The following is a 16,227-nucleotide window of genomic DNA, read 5'->3' as shown; positions in this document are numbered from 1 at the left end:
GGGTGCCGGTGCGGGTCAGTGCCAGGGGCCGGTCACCGCGAAGGTGGTACCCGGGGTGTAGGCGTTGACGTACATCGTCCGCCCGTCGGGCGAGAAGGTGACCCCGGCGAACTCGCCCCACTCCGGGGCCCCCGGCCGCCCGATGTCCTCGGCGTTGCGGGCCATCGGGTAGACCTCGCCGCCCGGAGTCACCCCGAAGACGTACTGCGCGCCCCCGCCGTCCTCACAGACCATCAGCCCGCCGTCCGGCGCCAGGCAGATGTTGTCGGGGGAGTCCCCGGGCAGCTGGACGTCGGCGGCCGGGCCGAAGCGCACGTCGAGCCGGAGCCTGGCGCGGCGCGGGTCGTAGGACCACACCTGCCCGTGGTGGTCGGCGGCCGCGCCCTCGCTGCTGCGGGCGTAGCTGGAGACGAAGTGCACGCGGCCCCCGCCCCAGTAGCAGCCCTCCAGCTTCTGGGCGTGGGTGATCCCGCCCGGCCCGAAGTCCTGGAGCCGGATCGGGGTCCCGGCCGCCGAGGGATCCGGTACGGGCACCCACTCGACCGGGAACTCGGCCCCGGGCTCGTCCACCGCCGCCAGGTCCGCGACCCCGGGCACGCGCAGGGCCTCCAGGGCGCCGCCCGCCCGCAGCGAGCCGGGCCCGCCCAGCGGGCGCCGCGGCAGGAACCGGTAGAACAGCCCGAAGGGCTCGACGAAGGCGTCCTCGGTCTCGTAGACGACCCCGCGGTACGGGTCCACGGCGACCGCCTCGTGCGCGAAGCGGCCCAGGGCGGTGAGCGGGACGGCGCCGGAGCGGTGCGGATCCGCGGGGTGCACCTCGAAGACGTAGCCGTGGTCCAGCGCGTAGCCGGAGGCGCCCGCCCGGTCCTCGGTCTCCTCGCAGCTCAGCCAGGTGTTCCAGGGGGTCCGGCCGCCCGCGCAGTTGACGGCGGTACCGGCGAGCGCGACGCGCTCGCCGGTGACCCGGCCGTCCGGGCCGAGGTCGAGGACCGTGCAGCCGCCGAGGGCCTCGGGGTCGTACGTCAGACCCGCGACGGCGGGGACGCGCAGTGCGGCGGTGGTGCGGTTCTCGTGGTTGCGGACCAGGCGCACCCGGCCTGCGCCGGCGCCGAAGGCGGCCATGCCGTCACAGTTGGCCGGAACGGTTCCCTCGCCGGAGCGGAGCGGATCGCCCGCCCGCGAGAGCACCCGGTAGGAGAACCCGGCCGGCAGGTCGAGCAGCCCGCGCGGATCGGGTACGAGGGCCCCGTACCCCCGGGTCGGCCGGGCGGCACTGGGGCTGCCGGCGAAGAGGGCGCCGAGCGCTCCGCTGAAGGCGATGGTGCCTGCGGCGAGCAGGCTGCGTCGGGGGACGGACATCGGCCCGTGGTACCACACCGGGCCGCCTGCGGCGGGCGTTCCCTCGCCGGGGTTCCCCCTACTGGCCCTGCCGGGTCCCTGCGGGGGCTCGGCTCCGGGGGCAGCGGCCTGCCGGCCGCCCCGGGGCTCCGCCCCGGACCCCGCGCCTCAAACGCCGGCGAGGCTGAAAGTGCCTGGCGGGGCTGGGTTGCCCGCAGGGCAACCCAGCCCCGCCGGCGTTTGAGGCGCGGAGCCCCGGCTCTTTGAGCCCAGCCGGAGCCGTCAGACGAGCTTCGCGCTCAGGGTGATCGTCGTACCGGTGAGGGCCTGGCTGACCGGGCAGTTCGCCTTGGCGTCCTCGGCGGCGGCGACGAAGGCGTCGCTGTCCAGGCCGGGCACCTCGCCCTCGGTGGTGAGGTGGATGCCGGTGATGCCCTTGCCGGGTACGAAGGTGACGGCGGCCGAGGTGGTCAGCTTGGCCGGCGGGTTGCCCGCCTTAGCCAGGACGTTCGAGAAGGCCATGTTGAAGCAGCTGGAGTGCGCCGCGGCGATCAGCTCTTCCGGGCTGGTCCGCCCGTTCGCCGCCTCGTCGGTCCGCGCCGGCCAGGAGACGGGGTAACTGCCGAGACCGGACGAGTCGAGGGTGACGACGCCCTTGCCCTCGAGCAGATCGCCTTCCCAGACGGCATGTGCGTTGCGTGTGGCAGCCATGGTGGATCCCTTCGCAGAAGTGGGAACGGCCGGGCGCCAGCAGGAGCCCGGCCGTGCCAAACCTACTGGGAGACCAGGGGTTTCGCGTCGCGCGCCAGCGCGGTGAGCCGCGATATGGCGCGGAAGTACTTCTTCCGGTAGCCGCCGTTCAGCATCTCTTCGCTGAACAGCCTGTCGAAGGGCACTCCGGAGGCCAGTACCGGGATCTCGCGGTCGTACAGCCGGTCGGCCAGCACCACCAGCCGCAGCGCCGTGGACTGGTCCGGCACCGGGCCGACGTCGGTCAGGCAGACCGCCGCTATCCCGTCGGTCAGCGCGCCGTAGCGGCTCGGGTGCACCCGGGCCAGGTGCTCCAGCAGGCCGGGGAAGTCGTCCAGGCTCGCGCCCTCGGTCGCGTACGCGGCCTTGGTCACCTGCTCGTCGGAGAAGGGGGCCGGCGCCTCGGGCAGGCCGCGGTGGCGGTAGTCCTGGCCGTCGATCCGCAGCGGCCGGAAGTGCGCCGAGAGCCCCTGGATCTCCCGCAGGAAGTCGGCGGAGGCGAAGCGGCCCTCGCCGAGCTTGCCGGGCAGCGTGTTGGAGGTGGCGGCCAGTGCCACGCCCTGCTCGACGAGGCGGCTGAGCAGGCTGGAGACCAGCACGGTGTCGCCCGGGTCGTCCAGCTCGAACTCGTCGATGCACAGCAGCCGGTGGCCGCCCAGGGTCTGCACGGTCTGCTGGAAGCCCAGCGCGCCGACCAGGTTGGTCAGCTCCACGAAGGTGCCGAAGGCCTTGAGCGCGGGCTCGGCCGGGGTGGCGTGCCACAGCGAGGCGAGGAGGTGGGTCTTGCCGACGCCGTAGCCGCCGTCGAGGTAGACCCCGCGGGGGCCTGCGGGGGCGGTGTTCTTCGGGGCCCGGGCGAACCAGCGGCGCTTGCCGGCGCCGCTCGCGTGCGCCCCGCCGAGCCCGGCGGCGAAACCGCTCAGCACGGTGACGGCCTCGGTCTGGCTCGGCTGGGTCGGGTCCGGGTCGTACGTGTCGAAGCGCACGGAGTCGAAGCGCGGTGGCGGCACCATCTCGGCCACCAGCCGCTCGGCGGGCACGCGGGGCTCGCGGGCGCACAGGGCCTGGGGCCCCACATCGGCTATCGGGGGCCGGCCGGGGGCGGCACCGGGGGCGGAGAGTGATGTTGACACAGCTCTTAACTCTACGGGGCGTGGCACACTGCCCGGATGCGACGCCTGTTCCCTGTGACCGATCAGACATCAGCAGCCCAGGCCGACCGGGAGTGGTCGCTGGACGAGCTGGCCGAGGCCTACGCCTATCCCGTGCTGGACGACGGGGCCTCCTGGCTGCGGGCGAACATGGTCTCCACCCTGGACGGCGCGGCCCAGCACGACGGCCGTTCGCAGCCGATCTCCGGCGAGACCGACATGCGGATCTTCGGCACCCTGCGGGCGCTGGCCGATGTGGTGGTCGTCGGAGCGGAAACGGTTCGCCAGGAGGGCTACCGCCCGGCCCGCGCCCGGGAGGCCTTCGCGGCCCGCCGTGCGGCCGCCGGACAGGGCCCCGCCCCCGCCGTCGCGGTGGTCACCGCGAGCCTGGACCTGGACTTCACGCTGCCCCTGTTCACCTCCCCCCTGGTGCCCACCCTGGTGGTCACCGGCGCCACCGCGCCCTCCGACCGGGTGGCCGAGGCGGTCAAGGCGGGGGTCGAGGTCGTGGTGGCGGGCGACGGTGCGGCCGTGGACCCGGCCCGTGCGGTACGGGAGCTGGCCGGGCGGGGGCTGCGCCGCCAGCTCACCGAGGGCGGGCCCCGGCTGCTGGGCCAGTTCGTGGCCGCCGACGCGCTGGACGAGCTGTGCCTGACGCTGTCGCCGATGCTCACGGCAGGCGACGCCCAGCGGATCGCCGGCGGGCCCTCCGTCGCGGTTCCGCACCGGCTCGCGCCCGCCTGTGTACTGGAAGAGGCCGGGTTCCTCTTCACGAGCTACCGTCGGATCTGACAAGGGGCGGAATTTCTCGTTCCGCTTAGCTTCTGCTGGGCACATAACTGGGCAGACATGTCTGCGCAAGGCCCCGTGCGACAGCGGGGCAGGATGGTTTCCGCAGGGGCCGGCCGGCCGGCCTCGGCCCATGAAGGAGAGGGCGTCCGTGTTCACGAGCGTATTGATGATCGAGCAGCCGCTGACCACGGTGGACGTGGACTTCGTCACCACCCTGCACGGGGACGACTCGGTCTCCTTCGTCGTCCTCATGCAACCCCGCGGCGACCAGGACCGCCTGCTGCGCGCCATCGACGACGTGGCGCTCGGTGAGCTCCCCGAGGCCATCCGCGAGGGAGACGTACCCGAGGGCGAGGACGCCCGCGGCCCCGCCGAGCTGGCCCTGGAGCACTCCATGGAGGCCCTGCGGAGGAAGGGCGCCAACGTCATCGGGCAGATCGTAGAGGACCACCCGCTCGACAAGCTGAAGTCGGTGGTCGAGGAGACCGGGGCCGACGAGGTGATCGTCCTGACCGCCCCGCACTTCGTGGAGGAGTTCTTCCACCGGGACTGGGCCTCCCGCGCCCGACACAAGGTAGGGGTTCCGGTGCTCAAGCTCTTCGCCCACAACGAATAGGCTGGGGCCGTCAGAGCTCGAAAGCGCACAAGCACAGCACTCGATCCTGGAGCGACCTGAATGAAGCCCGGCCTGCCGACCGCCATGGAACGGCCCCACTTCATCGGCATCGGCGGCGCCGGCATGTCCGGCATCGCGAAGATCCTCGCCCAGCGCGGCGCGCAGGTGGCCGGCAGCGACACCCGCGGTGACTCCGAGACCGCCCAGGCGCTGCGCGCCCACGGCGCCACGGTCCACGGCGGGCACGCCGCCGGCAACCTCGCCCCCGACACCACCTGCGTGGTCGTCTCCAGCGCCATCCGCGCCGACAACCCGGAGCTGGCCCGCGCGGCCGAGCTGGGCATCCCCGTCGTGCACCGCTCCGACGCCCTCGCCCGTCTGATGGACGGCCTGCGCCCCATCGCCGTCGCCGGTACGCACGGCAAGACCACCACCACCTCGATGCTGGCGGTCTCCCTCTCGGCACTGGGCCTGGACCCCTCGTACGCCATCGGCGGCGACCTGGACGCCCCCGGCTCCAACGCCCACCACGGCGAGGGCGACATCTTCGTGGCCGAGGCGGACGAGAGCGACCGCACCTTCCACAAGTACGCCCCGCAGGTCGCGATCATCCTCAACGCGGAACTCGACCACCACGCGAACTACGCGTCGATCGAGGAGATCTACGAGTCCTTCGAGACCTTCGTCTCCAAGGTCGTGCCCGGCGGCACCCTCGTCGTCGCCCACGGCCAGGCCGGCGCGGCCGAGATCGCCGCCCGGGTCAGCGGCAACCCCGGCCTGGACATCGTCACGTACGGCGAGGAGCCCGAGGCCGACGTCCAGATCGTCAAGATCGTCCCGCGCGGCCTGACCAGCGAGGTCACCGTCGTGCTGGGCGGCCGGATGCTCACCTTCACCGTCTCCGTGCCCGGCCGCCACTACGCGCACAACGCGGTGGCCGCCCTCGCCTCGGGTGTCGCCCTCGGCATCCCCGCGCACAACCTGGCCTCCGCCCTCGGCAAGTACACCGGCGTCAAGCGCCGCCTCCAGCTCAAGGGCGAGGCGGCCGGCGTCCAGGTCATCGACTCCTACGCGCACCACCCCACCGAGATGACCGCCGACCTGGAGGCCATCCGCGGCGCCGCCGGGGACTCCCGCATCCTGGTCGTCTTCCAGCCGCACCTCTTCTCCCGGACCCAGGAACTGGGCAAGGAGATGGGCCAGGCCCTGGCCCTCGCCGACGCCTCCGTGGTCCTGGACATCTACCCGGCCCGCGAGGACCCGATCCCGGGGATCACCAGCGAGCTGATCATCGCCGCCGCCCGGGCGGCGGGCGCCGACGTCACCGCGGAGCACGCGAAGGAGGCCGTCGCCGACGTCATCGCGGGAATGGCCAAGCCCGGTGATCTCGTTCTCACCATGGGCGCGGGTGACGTCACGGACCTCGGTCCGGCCATCCTGGCCCGCCTGACGAACTAGGGAGCGGGAAGAACGATGTCGTACGAGGTAGAGAAGACGGACGAGCAGTGGCAGGCGGAACTGACGCCGTCCGAGTACCAGGTGCTGCGGCTCGCGGGCACCGAGCCTGCCTTCCGGGGTGAGTACACGGACACCAAGGCGGAGGGCGTCTACTCCTGCCGTGGCTGCGGGTCGGAGCTGTTCCGCTCGTCGGAGAAGTTCGAGTCGCACTGCGGCTGGCCGTCCTTCTTCGACCCGAAGGACACCGAGGCCGTCGAGCTGATCGCCGACACCTCGCACGGCATGGTCCGCACCGAGGTGCGCTGCGCGAAGTGCGGCTCCCACCTGGGCCACGTCTTCGAGGGCGAGGGCTACGACACGCCCACCGACCAGCGGTACTGCATCAACTCGATCTCCCTGCGGCTGAACCCGGCCTCCGACGGGGGCTGACCCCGCACGCGCCCGTAGCGGGCCCTTTCGACCTCGTGCCGGTCGGGAGGGCCCGTCCTGGTGTCGGGGACGTCGCGGTTGGGTTCCGATCAGGTCTCCCGCCTGGGACGATCCGCCGCCACTAGCACGCTTTGGCCGCGGAAGACACCTATCTGTTTCTTCGGGATGGCTGGTTATGATCGGCATCCTCAGATACCGCCGCAGTCGGACCGGTTGAGCCCGGTCCGTCCGCCCGGCCGCCCCAGCGCCCCCGTTCCCGAGGTCCGATGTCTCCCGTAGAACCCGAAGGCATACCAGGGCAGTCGAAGCCCCGTCGGCGGCGAACCGTGCGCCTGCGCACCATGCTCATCTGGCTGGCCGTGCTCCCCACCGCGGCGATGGGCGCCCAAGTGGCGGTGACCGCCGAGCGGTTGCTGGCCCAGTCGGAGCACCTGCGGGCCGATGTCGCCGCCTCCGAGCGGATCGGCGCCCCGCTGTACACGCTCATGGTCGGCATGCAGGCCGAGCGGACGATGACCGCCGCGCTGTGGTCGGGCACCGCCGGGTCCGAGGAGGAGCTGCGGGGCCGGCGCGAGGCCACGGACAAGGGCGTGGCCACCTTCCGTGGACTGGCCGCCGGCGCTGACGCGTTCGCCGAGGTCAACCGGCGGCTCGACGGCCTGGCCGCGTACCGCCAGCGCGCGGACGCCCGTACCGGCGGCGCCGACAGCACGCTCGCCTACTACACCGGGGTGATCGACGCGGTCATCCAGACGTACCAGAAGGAATTCAGCCACGCGGAGGACTCCGAACTCGTCCAGGAGAGCCGGCCCGTGGTGTCGATGCTCTCGGCCAGCGAGATGGTGGCGCGCGAGGACACGATCCTGGCCCTGACCGGGCCGTCCAGGCAACTGAGCGCGGCCGGCTTCGAGCAGTTCACCGCCGCCGTGGGAGCCCAGCGGTACCTGCACGACACGTGGATCGTGCCGAACCTGTCCGAGCGGGACCGGCGGTTCTACGAGCGGATCACCGCCTCCCCGGACTGGCAGGCGAAGGTCCGTATCGAGAACGCGGTCATCTCCGGGCACACGGACGTCCAGTCCGGCGTCAAGCTGCCCGCCGAAGTCAGCGGCTGGCGGTCCGCGCACGCGAACTTCTCGGTGCAGATGACCACCCTCAACGTCGACCGGGCGCGCCAAGTACTCACGCGCGGCGAGGCCAAGGCCGCGGAGCTGGACACCGAGGTCGCCTGGCTCATCGGGGGAAGCGGCGGCGGGCTGCTGGTCGTCGTGGTGGTCGTCGTGTTCACCACGCGATCGCTGCTGCGCCGGCTGCACGACCTGCACGACCGCACGGTGACCGTCGCCGAGGAAACCCTCCCCGACGTCGTCGCCCGGCTCCAGCGCGGACAGCCCGTCGACGCCGAGGTGCTGCCGGCGGTGCGCGGAGACCGGGACGAGGTCGGACGCATCAGCGACGCGTTCGCCCGGGCCGTCGCCGTGTCCGTCGACGGACACCGGCAGCTCGCGGCCGAGCGCCACGGGTTCGGCCTGTTCGCCACGGGCATCGCCTCGCGCACCGGAAACCTGGTCAGCCGCCAGCTGAGCCTCACCGAGGACCTCCAGGACACCTTCGGCCACGACGAGGCGCTGCTCGCCCAGTTGATGCGCGCCGACCAGCTGACGGTGGGCATGCGGCGGCAGATCGAGAACCTCCTCATCCTGGCGGGCGGCGAGGTCCCCGACCCGCACACCGAGCCCATGCGCATCGCCGACCTGCTGCGCGAAGCCGCCGCGGAGGTCGAGGACTTCCGGCGCATCGAGCGGCAGGCCCTGGACGAGACCAGCGTGGAACCGCAGGCGATCAGCCAGGTCAGCCACCTGCTCGCGGAGCTCCTGGACAACGCCACCCGGTTCTCCCCGCCGCGGTCGAAGGTGGTCATCCGGGCCGAGCTGGTCGCGGACGGGCTGTCGGTCGAGATCGAGGACCGCGGACCACGGGTGACCCCCGAGCGGTACGAGGAGATGAACGGGCGCCTGCACCAGGCACCGCCGTACTCCGTCCTGGCGCAGAACGCGCACCGGCTCGGGCTCTTCGTGGTCGGTCACCTCGCCGACCAGCTCGGGGCGACCGTCACCCTGCGCCGTTCGGTGTACGGGGGGACCTCCGCCGTGGTGATCATCCCCAGGGGACTCCTGGTGGAGACCGTTGGGGAAGCACCGCGCGAGACCGTGCCCGCGCCCGCGGCCCTGGAGCTGCCCGCCGCCGTCCCGGTGCCGCGCCGTTCCGTGGAACGGGGGCCCGAGCCGGTCCGGCACACGGCCGCCGGGCTGCCGAGCCGCCCCGCGCAGCTGCCCGCGCGTGTGCCCGGGCCGGTGCCCGCGCCCGAGCCCGTGCCCGCGGTCCGGCCGGCCCTGTCGGCCGCCCCCACGCGGCCGGCGCTGCCCGAGCGGGTCCCGCAGACCCACATCGCCGAGCAGCTACGGGAGCCCCGCGCCCCGGAAACAGCCCTCCGGCCGGACGCGGCGACACCCGAAGAGGTGGCCGACGCCTGGGCGGACTACGAACGCGGGACCCAGACAGTGGAAGAAGAGCTCCGACGGGATCGGCCATGACTACCTCATCGAACACAGCGGCATTCAACGACGCCATCTACAGCGTTCTGGACAACAACCTGAACCGGATCGCCGGCATCCAGGGAGCGGTGCTGCTGTCCAACGACGGCATCAAGCTCAGCGCCTACCTGCTGGACGAGCCCCAGGCCGAGCGCATGGCGGCCGCGGCCTCCGGCATCGCGGCCACGATGAAGGCGATATCCAGGGAGGTCGAGGGCGGCCGCGTCATCCGCCAGCTCGTCGAGATGGACGACAGGTACCTGTGCATCGTCAGCTGCGGCGAGGGCAGCACGCTCATCGTGGTGACCTCCCGCAAGGCCCGCCTCGGGGAGCTGGGCGGCGAGGCGGTACGGACCGCCCAGGCGCTCGGCGAGTGGCTGGGCACCCCGGAGCGCGGCCAGGTGCCGACCGCGTAATGCCGCAGGACGAGCCACAGCCCGCGGCGCGCCGCCGCCGTACGCGGCTGTACGCCCTGACCGACGGGCGTACGGCCGCGCCGCGCACCGTCCTCACCATGGACACCACGATCACGGCGGCGGTCGACGGGGACGCGCTGGGCGGCCTGCCCACCGAGTGGCAGGCCATCCTCGCCATGTGCGCGCCGCCGGGCGGCCTGGCGGTCGCCGAGATCGCGGCCCGGATGCACATCCGCCTCACCCCGATGACGCTCCTCCTGGGCGAACTCGCGGACCGCGGGCTGATCCACCACCGGTCGCCCCTGGACGGGGCCGAGACCACCGACGTCCACCTGCTCATGAGAATCAGGGACAACCTTGCCCGGATATGACATTCCCGCCCCGCGGGAAGCGGCCCCCGTCAAGATCCTCGTCGCCGGGGGGTTCGGAGTCGGCAAGACGACCCTGGTCGAGACGGTCTCCGAGATCGAGCCCCTGCGCACGGAGGAGCGGCTGACGGCCGCCGGTGTCGGCGTCGACGACCTCGACGGCATCGAGTCCAAGTCGGTGACCACCGTCGCGATGGACTTCGGCCGCCTCACCCTCACCGACGCCGGAGTCGTCCTCTACCTGTTCGGCACGCCGGGCCAGGAGCGCTTCTGGTTCATGTGGGACGACCTGCTGAACGGGGCCCTCGGGGCGATCGTGCTGGTCGACACGCGCCGCCTGGACCGCAGCTTCCCCGCGGTCGACTTCTTCGAGAGCCGCGGACTGCCCTTCGTGGTCGGCGCGAACTGCTTCCACGGCGAGCAGCCCTACACCGCCGAGGAGATCGGGGCGGCGCTGCACCTGCGCGACCCGAACACCCCCGTGCTCCTGCTGGACGCCCGCTCCCGCCCCGACGTCCGCGGCTGCCTGCTCGCGCTCCTCGACCGGCTCATCGCCGACGCGGGGGCCGTGGCGACGGTCTGACGCGCCCGCTCCGGTCGCCCGCGGGCGCCGAGGCAAGGTAGTCCGCCAGGGTCCGGCCCGGGGTCCAGCCCCGGGACCGGGCCCTGGCCGTGTCCAGGACCACCGGGTGGGCGAGCTGGTCCACCGCGTAGCGGCTCAGCGCCGGTTCGGCGGTCGGCAGGGACTCCGCGAACCGGGCCGCCGCACGCGCCAGCGGCAGCGGCAGGTGCCGGATCCGGGCCCGGACGCCATGGGCCCGCAGGACCTCCCGTACCGCCTGGTCACGGGCGTACGGCTCGGCGTCGGCCACGTTGTACGCCCCCGGGGGCCAGCCCGCCGCCGCGAGGCAGGCGTCGGCGAGGTTCTCCACCGCCGTCAGGCTGAGCAGGACGTCCGGCCCCGGCAGCGCCAGCGTCCCGGCCCGGACCCGGGAGAGCAGCCGGGGCAGCAGCTGGGTGTCGCCCGGCCCGTAGACCGCGCGCGGCCGCAGCACCACCGCGCCGCCGGCCAGCGCGAGGGCCTCGCCCGCCGCCTTGGTACGGCCGTACGCGTTGAGGTGGCCGGCGCGGGGGTGGTCCTCGCCGACCAGGCTCCGGTCGAGGCGCGGGTCGTAGACGCTGGCGCTGCTCATCCAGACCACGGGCCGGCCGGCCGCCGCCCGCAGCAGCCGCTCCGTACCGTGCACGTTGACGGCGCGCATCAGCGCCTCCGCCCGGGAGCCGGGTGCCGGATCGCCGACCGCCGCCGCGCAGTGCACCACCAGGTCCACTCCGGTCAGGTCCGGCTCGCCCCGGGCGGCGTCCCAGAAGCGGTGCTCGCCCAGCGGGCCGGGCCTGCGGCCCAAGCACACCACCTCCGCCCCGCGCGCGGCGGCTGTCCGGGCCACGTGCCCGCCGCAGAAGCCGCTCGCCCCGGTGACCGCGATACGGATGCTCATGCGCGGGCCTCCACCAGCAGCGTCCGCCAGCCCGGCAGGGCCGCCCGCCGGTCCACCCGGGCCCGCGTCACCACCGGCCGCGCGGGGGCCAGCGCCGCCAGTACGTCGGCCAGCAGCTCCTCGGCCAGCCGGGCTCCGGGGCAGGCGTGCGGCCCGGCGCCGAACACCAGCCGGGCGGTCCCCGGCCCGGCCGGCCGCCGGGCGTCGGGGTCGAGCCGGTGCGCCCCGGCGGCGTGCCGGGCGACCAGCAGCAGCCGGTCGCCGCCCCGCACCGGGCAGCCGCCCACCGTGCCGTCCGCGGCGGCCACCCGCGGCAGCAGCGGCGAGGCGGCCGTGACCCGCAGCAGCTCGGCGGCCAGCACCGGGCGCAGCGCCTCGTCGGCGGCCTGGTCCCACAGCCCGGCATCGGCGCACCATGCCACCGCCCGCGGCAGCGCGGCCACGGTGGTGTTGACGGCGGCCACAGCCACCATCGCGGCCAGCGCCCCCTCCGCCGGGGCCAGCAGGTCCCGCAGCCGGGCGGCGGAGCGGACCGCCGCGGCCTCCGCGTGCCGGCGGCGCGGCCCGGGCAGGTGGCTGCGTACGGAGGCGGCCGCTGCCTCGGCGGCGGCCGCGGCCACGGCACGCGGATCGGCGTCCGAGCCCAGCAGCGCGCAGACCACCGAGCCGGCCAGCTCCCGGGAGAGCCCGACCAGGTCCACCGCGCCGCCCCGGGAGAGGGGTTCGAGGCGGCGTACGAGCAGCGGCTGCCACCCGGCCCGCAGCCGCGCCACCCCGGCCGCGGAGAGCTGACCGGCCAGGTCCCGCCGGTCCGACCGGTGCCCGCTGCCCTCCTGGTCGAAGAGCACATCCCCCTCGCCCGCCAGCGCGGAGCGCGCCGCGCCCCCCGTGGTGCCCTCGGCGGTCCGGTCCAGCGGCAGCCGGGTCAGCGCCTGCCGGTAGGCCTCCGCACCGTGCACCAGCACGGTGCCGCCGATCCGGCGGACGGGCCGCCCGCGCACCGCGGCGAGCAGCCCGAACAGCACGGGATGGCTGCCCAGGTAGACCCGGCGGTCGCGTCGCCGGGCCCGCGCCTGGGCCCCGGCCGGGGCGGCGGCGGACGTGGTGAGCAGGCCCGGCGTGGAGGACGTGCTGGTCATCGGGCGGCTCCTGCTGGTGGGTGGAGTACGGCGGGCGGCGCGGCGCTCGGGCCCGTCTTTCGGGTCAGGCCGGGCGCCACGGGCCTGGCCCGATCCGAAAGACAGGCCCAGGGCCGGAGCCGGTGGCCCAGGGGAGCCCCGGACCCGCCTGCGGGGAGAATCGAGGCGGTCACCTCGTCAGGCCCAGGCGTCGCGCCGCAATGGCGGCCGTCGCCGCACGGTCCGGTTTGCGGGAGCGTCCCGACAGCGGGACGTCCGCGAACAGCAGCGCGTCGGGGCGGGCGGTGCCCATGCGCCGGATCGGTTCCGCCAGGGCGGCGCGCAGGGCGCCTTCGGCCGAGCCGCGGCGCGGCTGTACGACGGCCACCAGGCGTTCGTCGCCCTCGCCCGCCGGGACCCCGACGAGCAGGGCCAGTTCCACGCCCGGCACGTGCAGGGCGGGTTCGTACAGGCCGGGGTAGATGTTCTCGGCCCGGCGCAGCACCATGTCCTTGCAGCGGCCCTCCAGGACGATCCGCCCGGCGGGGTCCAGCCGCGCCCGGTCCCCCGTACGCACCCACGGGTCGGGTTCCTCCCCGAGGTAGCGGTGGCGGGCGGCGTCCCCGGCGAGCAGCAGCTGGCCGTCCGCGTCGGGCTTGGCGAGGACGCCCGGAAGCGGGGCGCCGACCAGGTCGCCGGGGCCCTCGAAGGCGGCCTTCTCACGGGCTTCGACGGCGGCGGCCGGGAACAGCTCGGTGAGCGCGTACACCCCCCACGCCTGGTCGGCGCCCGCGTCCCGGACCCGTTCCAGCAGCGCGGCGCCGGCGGGAGCCGAGCCCGTCCAGACCCGCCCGTGGAAGCGGGCGCCCGCGCCGAGGGCGTCCCGCAGCTGGGGCGGGGTGAGGTAGGTGTCCTGCGGGCGCAGCCGGTGCAGCTGGCGGGCCAGCACCCGGGGGGTGCGGGCCGGGAGGGCCACCGGGGCGCCGCCGGTGAGCGCGGGGACCAGGACGAAGAAGGTGCCGCCGAGCACCGGGCGGTCGGGCCGTGCGTCGAAGAGGGCGGCGACGGTGGCCATGCCGGCGGCCAGGCCGGCCCGGCTGTGGACCACGGCGCGCGGCAGGGAGGTGGTCCCGGAGGTGAAGACGATCACCGCGTCCCCGTCGTGGTCGCCGTGTACGGGAACCCCCGTCCGGGGCGCCGCCGGGTCCAGCGCGGGCGCGCAGCCCGGCAGCCGCGGTCCGACGGTGGCCACCGGCCCCAGTTCCGCCAGGTCCGGCAGGGCGAGCCGGGCCCGCCGGGCCAGCGGCCGGGCCCAGCCCGCCACCGCCTGGGCGGTGGCATCGGCGAGGACCAGCGAGGGCCGGGCCAGGGCGAGGCGGGCGCGCAGGACGTCGGGCCCCGCGCCGGGGTCGAGCACGGCCCCGCGCAGCCCGAGCCGCCACAGGGCGAGCAGTACGGCCAGCGCCCGGGGGCCGGGGCGTACGGCGACGCCCACGGTGTCCCCGGCGCGCAGCCCGCGCGCGTGCAGGGCGGCGGCGTACGCGTCGCCCAGCTCGGCGAGTTCGCCGCGGGTGGCGCGGACCCGGGCTGCGCCGCTGCGGGCGGCGGTGAGGACGGCGGGCCGCTCGGGGCGGCTGCGCAGCGCGTGGTCGAGGCGGTCGAGCATCAGCGGGGGTCCGTTCCGTGGCGGCCGCTGCCCTGGTCCAGGTACCAGCGGGCGGTGCCCGCGATGCCGTAGGCCCGCAGGCGCCGCGTCGAGTTCTCCACGACCATCTCGCGGCAGTGCGTGATGCGGTCGGTGTGGCGGCGTACGGCGTTGAGGAAGAGCCGGTCGGTGGGGGAGGGGCGGCGGGGCATGCCGCCGACGGCCAGGTACAGCTCGGCGGTGATGGCCATGTTGTTCCCGGCGTGCATGCGGTACGGGGCCCGGTAGCCGTTGCGCCGGGCGTGTTCGGGCCGCAGCCGTCCGAAGAGCGCGGCGAGGGCCACCAGGACGCCGAACCCGGCCCGGCCGAGGGGGCCGTGCTCGTCGCGCCGGGCGGTGATCCGGCCGCAGATCAGGCCCGGGCTGCGGGTGAGGGCGCTCCGGGCGGCGCGGGTCCAGCCGGGCCGGGGCAGGCAGTCGGCGTCGGTGCGGGCGAGCAGGGCGGCGCCCCGGTCGATGGCGTACCGGAAGCCGGTGTCCACGGCGGACCCGACGCCCTTCTGCGGCTCCTCGATCACCTCGACGGGGAAGGGCGCCCGCGCCGCGAACGTGCGGGCGATCGCCGCCGTGCCGTCCCGCGAGGCGTTGTCGACGACCAGCAGCGTGAAGTCCCGGTCCCGCTGCGCGGCGAGCGCCCGCAGGGTGTCGGCCAGCCGGGCCTCCTCCTCGTGCGCGGGTACGACCACCCACAGGCTGGTGCTCATGACTTCTCCCAGACCATGGTCATGATGCTGATCCCGCCGCCGAGGCCCACGAACAGCACCCGTTCGCCCGGGGCCAGCTCCCCGTACACCCGGTCCAGCTGCACCCCGATGCTCGCGCTCGCGATGTTGCCGAGCTCGGGCACGGTCACCACCAGCTTTCCGGCGGGCACCCCGGTCAGTTCCGCGAACCGCTCCAGGTAGGGCACGGTCACCTGGTGCACCAGCACCTTGGCGAAGCCGTCCCAGTCCAGGCCCGTGCGGTGCAGGGTCCGCTCGATGACGGCGGTGCCCACCTTCTCGAAGACGCCCCGCAGTTCGTGTCCGTCGCCGCGGAAGTAGGTGTACGCGTCCCCGCGCGGGTGCCGTGACCCGCCGCCGGGGATGCCGCCGACCTCCCAGTGCTCCGAGTGGGTCTCGGTGTCCACGTGGAGGACGCCGCCCCGTTCCACGGCCTCCACGACGACGGCCGCCCCCGCGTCCCCGAAGGTGTAGCCCGCGAAGCCGCGCCGGAACTCCGCGAAGTCGGCGGGGTCCTTGCACACGGCCCGGCTCGGGGTCTCCCCGGTGACCACCAGGGCCCGCCGCGCCCGTCCGGCCAGGACCATGGACCGGGCGAGGTCGATCCCGTTGACGAAGCTGTTGCAGGCGTTGGTGACGTCCAGGGCGTGGGCCCGCGAGCCCAGCTCCGCCTGCACGATGTGCGCGGTGGCGGGTTCGACCATGTCCCGGGAGGCGGAGGCGAAGACGAGCAGGTCGATGTCGAGCGGGTTCAGCCCGGCGGAGTCCAGGGCCCGGCGGGCGGCGCCCACGGCGAGCGTGGAGGCGTACACCCCCTCGTCGGCGACCCGGCGGGAGACGATCCCGGTGGCCTGTTTCAGCAGGGTCGCGGGCAGGGTCAGGCCACTGCGCCGGGCCACCTCCCGCTGGAGGTCCTGCGAGGACAGGACCTGCTCGGGCAGCTGGCTGCCGACGGCGGTTATCCCGGCGCGCTGCGGCGGGTCGGATGGCTGAAAGAGCATGTTCACACTATGGCAAGCAGGGCCCGCCGGGTCCTGAGTAGGGATGCTCATATCGCGGTGCGGCCCGGCTGAGTACGCGGGACGGGAACCGGTCGCCGTGCAAAGAGCGTGCCGCCGGGGCCTGTTGTGCCGCCGGGCGCTGCTTTACCCTCCCTGCATTCGGCGCCGGCGGCAGGTGCGGCCCGCTCCGGAGGTCTTTCGTTCGCCAGGTGTACGGCGCCGTGTCACGAGCTGATCCCCGTCCGGTACCCCGGGACCGCTGTCCTTGGG

At 74.5% G+C, this 16,227-nt stretch carries 16 protein-coding genes; 8 read left to right on the top strand and 8 right to left on the bottom strand.

Going from position 1 to position 16,227, the window contains the following annotated elements; all coding sequences use genetic code 11:
- Positions 1-15: 15 nt before the first annotated feature.
- The 3 genes from OG447_RS28690 to zapE form a co-directional block, all read right to left on the bottom strand.
- Positions 16-1,359, bottom strand: coding sequence for an alkaline phosphatase PhoX (locus tag OG447_RS28690; protein ID WP_266940333.1), 1,344 nt, complete (start codon positions 1,357-1,359; stop codon positions 16-18).
- 261 nt (positions 1,360-1,620) lie between these two features.
- Complete coding sequence (locus tag OG447_RS28685; RefSeq protein ID WP_031146334.1) at positions 1,621-2,049, bottom strand: OsmC family protein; 429 nt, start codon at positions 2,047-2,049, stop codon at positions 1,621-1,623.
- Positions 2,050-2,111: 62 nt separating this feature from the next.
- Positions 2,112-3,221 carry a cell division protein ZapE gene (gene zapE, locus OG447_RS28680; protein ID WP_266940332.1) on the bottom strand — a complete coding sequence of 370 codons (1,110 nt, stop codon included), beginning with the start codon at positions 3,219-3,221 and terminating at the stop codon, positions 2,112-2,114.
- Between the two features lie 36 nt (positions 3,222-3,257).
- On the opposite strand from zapE, the gene OG447_RS28675 reads away from it, so the two are divergent.
- The 8 genes from OG447_RS28675 to OG447_RS28640 all read left to right on the top strand — a co-directional run bounded on the left by OG447_RS28675 (position 3,258) and on the right by OG447_RS28640 (position 10,495).
- Entirely contained in the window at positions 3,258-4,031 is a 774-nt protein-coding gene (locus OG447_RS28675; protein ID WP_266940331.1) for a pyrimidine reductase family protein, read from the top strand.
- Positions 4,032-4,179: 148 nt separating this feature from the next.
- A complete protein-coding gene (locus OG447_RS28670) occupies positions 4,180-4,647 on the top strand; it encodes an indole-3-glycerol phosphate synthase (RefSeq protein ID WP_266940330.1) in 468 nt (155 codons plus the stop codon).
- A 60-nt stretch (positions 4,648-4,707) separates the two neighbouring features.
- Positions 4,708-6,105 (top strand): UDP-N-acetylmuramate--L-alanine ligase, encoded by a 1,398-nt coding sequence (murC, locus tag OG447_RS28665; protein WP_266940329.1) that lies wholly within the window; start codon positions 4,708-4,710, stop codon positions 6,103-6,105.
- A 15-nt stretch (positions 6,106-6,120) separates the two neighbouring features.
- On the top strand, positions 6,121-6,534 hold the full coding sequence (gene msrB / locus OG447_RS28660) for a peptide-methionine (R)-S-oxide reductase MsrB (RefSeq protein WP_266940328.1): 414 nt from the start codon (positions 6,121-6,123) through the stop codon (positions 6,532-6,534).
- Between the two features lie 326 nt (positions 6,535-6,860).
- Complete coding sequence (locus OG447_RS28655; RefSeq protein ID WP_266940327.1) at positions 6,861-9,128, top strand: sensor histidine kinase; 2,268 nt, start codon at positions 6,861-6,863, stop codon at positions 9,126-9,128.
- A complete protein-coding gene (locus OG447_RS28650; RefSeq protein WP_266940326.1) occupies positions 9,125-9,544 on the top strand; it encodes a roadblock/LC7 domain-containing protein in 420 nt (139 codons plus the stop codon). Before OG447_RS28655 ends, OG447_RS28650 begins: the two co-directional genes overlap by 4 nt.
- A complete protein-coding gene (locus tag OG447_RS28645) occupies positions 9,544-9,915 on the top strand; it encodes a DUF742 domain-containing protein (RefSeq protein ID WP_266940325.1) in 372 nt (123 codons plus the stop codon). Before OG447_RS28650 ends, OG447_RS28645 begins: the two co-directional genes overlap by 1 nt.
- Positions 9,902-10,495 (top strand): ATP/GTP-binding protein, encoded by a 594-nt coding sequence (locus OG447_RS28640; protein WP_266940324.1) that lies wholly within the window; start codon positions 9,902-9,904, stop codon positions 10,493-10,495. Before OG447_RS28645 ends, OG447_RS28640 begins: the two co-directional genes overlap by 14 nt.
- Here OG447_RS28640 and OG447_RS28635 read toward each other — a convergent pair.
- From OG447_RS28635 to OG447_RS28615, 5 genes are all read right to left on the bottom strand, one after another.
- A complete protein-coding gene (locus OG447_RS28635; RefSeq protein ID WP_266940323.1) occupies positions 10,461-11,411 on the bottom strand; it encodes an NAD(P)-dependent oxidoreductase in 951 nt (316 codons plus the stop codon). The two genes, OG447_RS28640 and OG447_RS28635, sit on opposite strands and share 35 nt — an antisense overlap.
- Positions 11,408-12,550 (bottom strand): cytochrome P450, encoded by a 1,143-nt coding sequence (locus OG447_RS28630; RefSeq protein ID WP_266940322.1) that lies wholly within the window; start codon positions 12,548-12,550, stop codon positions 11,408-11,410. Before OG447_RS28630 ends, OG447_RS28635 begins: the two co-directional genes overlap by 4 nt.
- A gap of 169 nt (positions 12,551-12,719) precedes the next feature.
- On the bottom strand, positions 12,720-14,195 hold the full coding sequence (locus tag OG447_RS28625) for a class I adenylate-forming enzyme family protein (RefSeq protein ID WP_266940321.1): 1,476 nt from the start codon (positions 14,193-14,195) through the stop codon (positions 12,720-12,722).
- Entirely contained in the window at positions 14,195-14,938 is a 744-nt protein-coding gene (locus OG447_RS28620) for a glycosyltransferase family 2 protein (protein ID WP_266940320.1), read from the bottom strand. The genes OG447_RS28625 and OG447_RS28620 overlap by 1 nt, the downstream gene beginning before the upstream one ends.
- On the bottom strand, positions 14,935-15,957 hold the full coding sequence (locus tag OG447_RS28615; protein WP_266940319.1) for a 3-oxoacyl-ACP synthase III family protein: 1,023 nt from the start codon (positions 15,955-15,957) through the stop codon (positions 14,935-14,937). Before OG447_RS28615 ends, OG447_RS28620 begins: the two co-directional genes overlap by 4 nt.
- Between the last annotated feature and the right edge of the window lie 270 nt (positions 15,958-16,227).

This window comes from Streptomyces sp. NBC_01408, assembly GCF_026340255.1.
GTDB lineage: Bacteria > Actinomycetota > Actinomycetes > Streptomycetales > Streptomycetaceae > Streptomyces.
Note: the sequence above shows the minus strand (reverse complement) of the source record. Positions and strands in the feature narration are given on the sequence as shown.

Coding starts and splice junctions, on each gene's coding strand:
- OG447_RS28690 (WP_266940333.1), bottom strand. CDS start 1,359: ATGTCCGTCCCCCGACGCAGCCTGCTCGCCGCAGGCACCATCGCCTTC.
- OG447_RS28685 (WP_031146334.1), bottom strand. CDS start 2,049: ATGGCTGCCACACGCAACGCACATGCCGTCTGGGAAGGCGATCTGCTC.
- OG447_RS28675 (WP_266940331.1), top strand. CDS start 3,258: ATGCGACGCCTGTTCCCTGTGACCGATCAGACATCAGCAGCCCAGGCC.
- murC (WP_266940329.1), top strand. CDS start 4,708: ATGAAGCCCGGCCTGCCGACCGCCATGGAACGGCCCCACTTCATCGGC.
- msrB (WP_266940328.1), top strand. CDS start 6,121: ATGTCGTACGAGGTAGAGAAGACGGACGAGCAGTGGCAGGCGGAACTG.
- OG447_RS28650 (WP_266940326.1), top strand. CDS start 9,125: ATGACTACCTCATCGAACACAGCGGCATTCAACGACGCCATCTACAGC.
- OG447_RS28645 (WP_266940325.1), top strand. CDS start 9,544: ATGCCGCAGGACGAGCCACAGCCCGCGGCGCGCCGCCGCCGTACGCGG.
- OG447_RS28635 (WP_266940323.1), bottom strand. CDS start 11,411: ATGAGCATCCGTATCGCGGTCACCGGGGCGAGCGGCTTCTGCGGCGGG.
- OG447_RS28630 (WP_266940322.1), bottom strand. CDS start 12,550: ATGACCAGCACGTCCTCCACGCCGGGCCTGCTCACCACGTCCGCCGCC.
- OG447_RS28625 (WP_266940321.1), bottom strand. CDS start 14,195: ATGCTCGACCGCCTCGACCACGCGCTGCGCAGCCGCCCCGAGCGGCCC.
- OG447_RS28620 (WP_266940320.1), bottom strand. CDS start 14,938: ATGAGCACCAGCCTGTGGGTGGTCGTACCCGCGCACGAGGAGGAGGCC.
- OG447_RS28615 (WP_266940319.1), bottom strand. CDS start 15,957: ATGCTCTTTCAGCCATCCGACCCGCCGCAGCGCGCCGGGATAACCGCC.